Annotated in this window: 5 protein-coding genes and 1 tRNA gene; 2 read left to right on the top strand and 4 right to left on the bottom strand. The window is 52.3% G+C overall.

What is annotated here, in order from left to right; translation table 11 throughout:
- Nucleotides 1–265, bottom strand: a 265-nt coding sequence (locus D6694_05095) for a hypothetical protein (GenBank protein ID RMH45152.1), incomplete at its 3' end; no start/stop codon positions are given.
- 97 nt (nucleotides 266–362) lie between these two features.
- Here D6694_05095 and D6694_05090 point away from each other — a divergent pair.
- On the top strand, nucleotides 363–1,139 hold the full coding sequence (locus D6694_05090) for a hypothetical protein (GenBank protein ID RMH45151.1): 777 nt from the start codon (nucleotides 363–365) through the stop codon (nucleotides 1,137–1,139).
- A 34-nt stretch (nucleotides 1,140–1,173) separates the two neighbouring features.
- Here D6694_05090 and D6694_05085 read toward each other — a convergent pair whose 3' ends face one another.
- The 3 genes from D6694_05085 to D6694_05075 form a co-directional block, all read right to left on the bottom strand.
- The gene (locus D6694_05085; GenBank protein ID RMH45150.1) at nucleotides 1,174–3,204 is read right to left on the bottom strand and encodes a S9 family peptidase; all 2,031 of its coding nucleotides are present in this window, start codon (nucleotides 3,202–3,204) and stop codon (nucleotides 1,174–1,176) included.
- 114 nt (nucleotides 3,205–3,318) lie between these two features.
- Nucleotides 3,319–3,801, bottom strand: a complete 483-nt coding sequence (locus D6694_05080; protein RMH45149.1) for a peptidylprolyl isomerase — start codon at nucleotides 3,799–3,801, stop codon at nucleotides 3,319–3,321.
- Between the two features lie 76 nt (nucleotides 3,802–3,877).
- Nucleotides 3,878–3,951 (bottom strand) — tRNA-Gly (locus D6694_05075).
- A 104-nt stretch (nucleotides 3,952–4,055) separates the two neighbouring features.
- On the opposite strand from D6694_05075, the gene D6694_05070 reads away from it, so the two are divergent.
- A complete protein-coding gene (locus tag D6694_05070; GenBank protein RMH45148.1) occupies nucleotides 4,056–6,230 on the top strand; it encodes a DNA helicase II in 2,175 nt (724 codons plus the stop codon).
- The last annotated feature ends 18 nt before the right edge of the window (nucleotides 6,231–6,248 follow it).

Raw genomic sequence — 6,248 nt, 5'->3', positions numbered from 1 at the left:
GTAAAATATTTTCTGCTTCGAGTAGCTGGCCAGCACTAAAATGGGCGGATGCGGCACGTAGTTGCCATAGTGCGGGATTGGTCAGATAATCGGCTAACCGCGCACATAGCACGGCAACCGTTGGCCAATCCTGCAAGCCGATGAGCTTTGGCAACACCTTTCGTTCCCAAAAAGTCGTGTGGCCGGGATTTAACCGGCTTTTTAAATCATCGGCCGTTGTGTTGAGTATCTGTGCTAAATGGCTCAGAAGACGGTGGTCATCCATACAAGTGCCCTGAGGTGGCTTGCGTTAATGGCTATTGTCTTTCATACTCAATTGATTCGCCAGCCTTGAACCCGACAACATAGCAATGCCCCGTTCTATGCGTTTATTTTCTTTGACCATGGCCAAGTCGGCGCGTTTTTTGGCGATGTGCCTACGCGAGGTTTATCGTGATGGTGGCCGTGGTTTGTGGCGTTTTTTTCGCCATTCAAGCGCGATACTGAGGCGTGAACGCCAGTTGCGACGGTTGGAACATTGGGCAAAGTGTGAGTCCCTGACCTTGGATAAGGTGTTTTCGGTATTTCATCAGCACCCTTGTGCTGAAGAGGATCAAGTGGTGGCAGAGTGGTTTGGAAATGCCCACAGCGCACTAGAAGCGCTCGCCGAACAAACCACAGCGGCGCCAAGGCTCGATCTCTCGGTGTTAAGGAGAGCAGCAAGGGAGCTAGGTCATATTGTCGAGGCAAAACAGTTCTTTCGTCGCTGGCCCCTTCCCCATGTCCATGCGGAGGTAACCATGTTGTACCAATCGCTGATTGAGCGCATTGATCAATTGGTCAAAGAACAAGCGGCAGCGCGAACGCTTGAAGAGAAAAAGGCGGTCGTAGAAGAAAAACGACTGGCGCTTGAAGCCATTAAAGAAAAAAAAGCAGCCATCGCTGCCAAGCAAGCGCTGGTGGAAGAAGAGCGCAAAAAGCTGGAGGCAGAAAAAGCATTGCGTCAGGCGAAGGCGGAAGAACACAGAGAAGCGCAAAAGCGGATTGCCATGGAGCAGGCGTTGGAGGCCCAGCGTGCTGAAGCTGCGCGACAAGCGGAGCTCGAGGCACAACTATCGGACATAGCTAAGACCTGGGAGTCACAGTTCAAAAAAGACTGAAAGCGCGCCGACAAGGCGCGCTTAGTGCTTGTGGTTACGGTGTGTTCTTTAAATATCGGCGCAGCCAGCTCAGCACAGTTTCATGCCATTGGATACTGTTGGCGGGCTTTAGGACCCAGTGGTTTTCGTCTGGGAAGTACAGAAAAGCGCTGTCGATACCCTGCCTTTGCAGTGCAGTAAAGGTGGCAATGGCCTGCGTTTCTGGTATGCGGTAATCCCTGCCACCTTGAATGACCAGCATAGGCGTCTTCCAGCGTTTGACATAAAGCGCCGGATTGTGTTTTTCGTGCGCCCGCGCGAAATCATAATAAGGACCTAAGTGTTCCCGTTCTGGGAGCCATAACTCTTCGGTGGCGTAATACATCATGCGGTTGTCAAAAACACCGCCATGGTTCACCAGGCAGCGGAACTTTTCCGGCCATTGACCAGCAATCCAGTTAATCATGTAGCCACCGTAGGATGCCCCCAAGGCGCACGCATTTTTGGTGTCCGCGAATGGGTAGCGGCGCCCTACGAATGCCAGGCCTTTTTTCAGATCTTCCAGTGGTTTGCCGCCCCAATCATTCTGAATGCTATCGGTGAATGCTTGCCCGTAACCTGTGGAGCCATGAAAGTCAATCGTGACCGTGACATAACCAGCGGCGGCGAAAATTTGCGGGTTCCAGCGATAGTGAAAACGGTTATAGAAACTGCCTTGCGGACCGCCATGAATCAACAGCGCGACAGGATAGCGCCGATGTTTTTTAAAGTTGACCGGGCGAAAAAGATAGCCGTCGACCCATTCGTTATTCCAGCCTTGAAAGCGGAATTGTTCATAGCGACCAAATTGAATCTGTGTCAGCAATGGCTTATTAAAATAGGTCAGTTGCTGGGTACGAATCCGTCTGTTGAGCGTGAGTTTGTATAATTCGCTCGGATGCGAAAAGTCATTATGAAGGTAGATGATTGTCTTATTTCTTGCTGTAAATGCGGCGACATTACCACGCGGGACGATGGTTGTGATCTTGCCGCCATTTAAGTCAAGTACAAACAGTTTGCGATGGCCTTTCTCCAAGGCCGAGATCAGTATCCGCCCGTCTCCAATTAATTGAAATGCGTCAACCGAGCGGTCCCACTGGCCGGTGATGGGCGTGAGGCTGCCGGTTGTCAGGTCAAGCCGCACTAGGGTGCGTTTATCCGACTCATATCCGGGTGTCGCCATCGCTGTGTAATAGAGATGGCGTCCGTCGGCAGATGGTTGCGGTGCCGTATCCCACGCAGGATTGGCCTGTGTGAGATTCACCGGCGCAGCGGCAGGATCGGCTAAGTCAAAACGATAAATATCATAATTTGTCGACCACGCTTCCTCACGCTTGGCGTTTTTGATGCTGGCAAAGAGGTAGCGACCATCCGGGGAGAAGCGATATGTCTCATTCCCTTCGAAGGGAGGCGCTGGGGCGTCGGCTTGCCAGTTTGGCATCAAATCACGGACCCGCTTATCTTCAATGTGCGCCACGAACAGATGGGCTCGTCGGCCGTCACGCCAACGATCCCAGTGGCGAACGAACAGTTGATGGTAGAGTCGTCCCGAGGCTTTTCGTTGTTTTTGCTGTGCGGCGCGTTGAGCGGTGCAGTCGAGATTTTCGCAATCAACAAACACTCGCGCACTGAAAACAATCATTTTGCCATCGGGACTGATACGAAAACTCTCTATGTCGACGGGCACCGACAAGATTTTTTTGGGTTTGTCCTGGCCGATCACCAACTCCCAAATATTGCCGTCGCGCGCAAATAAAATGCGACCATCGGGTGTCCATTGATAATCTTTTTCAGCACGTGGCGTAAAAGTCAGTTGAGCGCTTTCGCCACTCGCGGTGTCAACCAGCCATAGGTCCGATTGTGTGTGGTTGTTCGGCTCAACTTGTGTGAGGCTAAACAGGACAAGACGCCCATCGGGCGATAGCCGTGGTACGCCAACGCGTTTGGTCGCGATAAGGTCATGGACGGTGAACGGATGTGGCTTGGCATTGGCGTCAGCGAACAATGCCAAACATAAGAAAAAGCTCAGTGCGAACAGACGTGACATTTTAACTGTTTCAATTCGATTGGCAGGCTAGTTATGGTGTGACACTATTTTCCAGAAATCAACCAGGCACAAAAAAAGCAACCGAGGTTGCTTTTTTTGTTTGTGCTCGTTCGCTTAATGGCCATGTCCTTCTGGGCCGTGGGCGTGACCATGCGCAAGTTCCTCAGCGGTCGCATCACGCACATCCGTCACCTCAACATCAAACTTCAAAGTTTTGCCGGCCAACGGATGATTGCCATCCACCACCACTTCGGTGTCAGAAACCTCAGTCACGACGACGGGCACTTCGCCCTGTCCTGTTGAGGCCCGGAAACGCATACCCACCTGAATATCGTCAACACCTTGAAAAGCTTCGCGCGGTACGCGTTGCACCAGACCTGGATGATGCTCGCCATAGGCATCTTTTGGTTCGATGGTGACATCAAACTTATCGCCAGCTTCTCGACCATCAAGCGCATTTTCCATGCCTGGAATCAGATTGCCATGGCCATGAAGGTAGGACAGTGGTTGACCAGAGAAGGATTCTTCCAAAAGGTTGCCGTCGATGTCAGTTAATCGATAGTGAAAACTGACAACCTTGTCTTTCTCAATTTTCATATAAACTCCAATTTTTGTAAAAAACAAACCATTATATCTCAGGCGACCGGCTCCTGCAAGGAAGTCAACCACCAAATGGAGCGGGCGATGGGAATCGAACCCACGTCACCAGGTTGGGAACCTGGGGCTCTACCATTGAGCTACGCCCGCACTATCATCCATTATAGGGCGGCGTTTGCGGCTGTAAAGTGAGAACAATTATGGTACAAACTGCGTTGGTGAACTGGACGTAACGATTATAAGGTTGAGAACAGATGTGGCATTTTGATCCGCTGGCTGGCTTGAATCAAGCGCAGGCTGCCGCGGTAAGTCATAACGATGGCCCGCTCTTGGTATTGGCTGGCGCCGGCAGCGGCAAAACACGTGTCTTGGTGCATCGATTGGCACGGTTTGTGGCCGAGGGCGTCCCGCCGCATGCCCTGATGGCGGTGACATTCACCAACAAGGCGGCGAGCGAAATGCGTGGCCGAATTGAGCAATTGTTGGGTCGGTCTGTGCAATCGATGTGGCTTGGGACGTTTCATGGACTATGTCACCGTTTTTTGCGGCTGCACTGGCAAGACGCGGGCCTGAAGGAAAACTTTCAAATTTTGGATGCTGACGATCAGGAGCGTCTGATTCGGCGTTTGATGAAAGAACTTAAGCTCGATGACAAGGCGTGGCCACCCAAACAGGTCCAAGGTTTTATCAATCGTTGTAAGGATGATGGTTTTCGAGCTCAGGCAGTCTTAGCGAAAACAGATCGTTATTCACGAGTGCTGGGTGAAGTCTATGCTGCCTACGAGTCCGCATGCGAACGCGCCAATGCAGTGGATTTTGCCGAATTGCTGCTGCGCACCTATGAAGTTTTGTGTCGCATTCCAACCATTCGTGAACACTATCGGGAGCGTTTTGCCCACATCCTCGTCGACGAATTTCAGGATACCAACGGCATACAGTATCGACTCCTGACAAGTTTTGTTCGCCCGGACGGCAATCTGACCGCGGTGGGTGACGATGACCAATCGATTTATGGTTGGCGGGGGGCGCGTGTCGAGAACTTACGACGACTGAAAGAGGATTATCCGACCTTGACAATAGTCAGGTTGGAACAAAATTATCGCTCCACACAAAAAATATTGGATGCCGCCAATGCGGTGATTGCCAATAACCGCGATCGGCTGGGCAAAAATTTGTGGACTGCGGGGGCAGAAGGCGAACCGATTGCGGTGTATCAGGCCTTCAACGAACAGGAAGAAGCGCGTTTTATAGCCAGCTGCATACTTCAGTGGGTTGCGCAAGGGGGGCAGTGGCATGACTGCGCCATTTTGTATCGATCAAATGCGCTGTCACGCGTTCTGGAAGAGGCGCTGCTGCACGCCCAGATTCCCTACCGGATCTTTGGCGGACTGCGATTTTTCGAACGTGCGGAGATCAAGGATGCGCTGGCTTATATCAGGCTCATTTACAATCCCGATGATGACGCGGCATTTGAACGGGTGGTGAATACCCCGGGACGTGCCATTGGCGAGCGTACGGTGGCTCAGTTGCGTGATTTTGCGAGAGAAAATTCGGTGAGCTTGTGGCAAGCGGCGCTGAACGCGCGCGACTTTCTCTCCGCGCGGGCCGCGAATGCTGTGGGTGATTTTGTCGCTTTGATTGATCAGTTGCGAACCGAACGACCGGGCCTGGCATTGCCCGAGCTGGTGCGCACCACACTTGAGCGCACAGGATTGATGGAAAATTACAAAAAAGAATCGTTTGAGCGGTGGCAGGCACGGCGCGAAAACTTACAGGAACTGGTGGCTGCGACAGAAGAGTACAGTGGCGACGAATGGACAGAAGCCGGCGCTGATCCGTTAGGTGCATTCTTGGCGCATGCTGCACTTGAGGCAGGCGAACATGAGGCAAGCGAGCAAGAGTCAGCAGTGCAGCTGATGACACTACACGCGGCCAAGGGGCTGGAGTTTCCTTGGGTGTGTATCGCCGGCATGGAAGAAGATCTTTTCCCCCACCATCATTGTCTTGGCGACCCAGCGCAGCTTGAGGAAGAGCGGAGACTGGCCTATGTCGGCATCACGCGAGCCAAACGTGCGTTATTGCTCACTTGGGCGGAAAAGCGACGACAGTGGGGCCAGGAAAGTTATCGTCGTCCGTCACGGTTTATTGAGGAAATTCCACCCCAATGCCGACAAGAAGTGCGTATGGGAACACGTATGAACTCGGCAGCGATGGCGTCGGCCAATCAAACAATGCGTTCAACTTCTTCTGCCACTATGTCAGGTCAATGGCGGGTGGGGCAGACGGTTCGTCATCCAAAATTCGGTTACGGCATTGTGCTGTCATTTGAAGGGGAAGGAGCGCAGGCGCGCATACAGGTCAACTTTGAACAAGCGGGGAGCAAGTGGCTGGTGGCACAATATGCGCGTTTGGAACCAATCCACCGCTAATGATGAGATAAAAATAAG

Source organism: Gammaproteobacteria bacterium (assembly GCA_003696665.1).
Taxonomy (GTDB): domain Bacteria; phylum Pseudomonadota; class Gammaproteobacteria; order Enterobacterales.
Note: the sequence above shows the minus strand (reverse complement) of the source record. Positions and strands in the feature narration are given on the sequence as shown.